Origin of the sequence: Streptococcus suis, assembly GCF_019794555.1 — a bacterium.
GTDB classification, from domain to species: domain Bacteria; phylum Bacillota; class Bacilli; order Lactobacillales; family Streptococcaceae; genus Streptococcus; species Streptococcus suis_AB.
This window is the reverse complement of sequence record NZ_JAIMEP010000074.1, coordinates 1-722: the sequence shown is the minus strand read 5'-3', so window position 1 is coordinate 722 and position 722 is coordinate 1. Positions and strand designations below refer to the sequence as shown.

Genomic DNA, 722 nt, shown 5'->3' with positions numbered 1-722 from the left:
GCATCAGCGTCTGAATCAACATCAGTTTCAGTATCAGCGTCTGAATCAGCGTCAGCATCTGAGTCAGCATCAGTCTCTGCATCAGCGTCTGAGTCAGCATCAGTCTCTGCGTCAGCGTCTGAATCAGTATCAGCATCTGAGTCAGTATCAGCATCAGCGTCTGAATCAGTATCAGCATCTGAATCAGCATCTGAATCAGCATCTGTATCTGAGTCAGCATCAGTATCAGCATCAGCGTCTGAATCTGCGTCAGTATCTGAGTCAGCATCAGTATCTGCATCAGCGTCAGCATCTGAATCAACATCAGTTTCTGCGTCAGTATCTGAATCAGCGTCAGCATCTGAGTCAGCATCAGTTTCTGCGTCTGCATCGGTATCTGCGTCAGCAAGTGCATCAGTATCAGCATCTGAATCAACATCAGTATCAGCGTCAGCGTCTGAATCAGTATCTGCATCTGCATCAGCGTCAGCATCAGTCTCTGCATCAGCGTCTGAATCAGCATCAGCGTCTGAATCAACATCAGTTTCTGCATCAGCATCTGAATCAGCGTCAGTATCTGCGTCAGCGTCTGCATCAGTATCAGCGTCTGAATCAGTATCAGTTTCTGAATCAGCGTCAGCATCTGAGTCAGCATCAGTCTCTGCATCAGCGTCTGAGTCAGCATCAGTATCTGCGTCAGCGTCTGAATCAGTATCAGCATCTGAGTCAGTATCAGCATCTGA

1 protein-coding gene is annotated in these 722 nt (G+C 47.6%); it reads right to left on the bottom strand.

Going from position 1 to position 722, the window contains the following annotated elements; genetic code table 11:
* A partial coding sequence (locus K6V48_RS11665; RefSeq protein WP_222369861.1) for a hypothetical protein occupies positions 1 to 722 on the bottom strand: 722 nt, incomplete at both ends.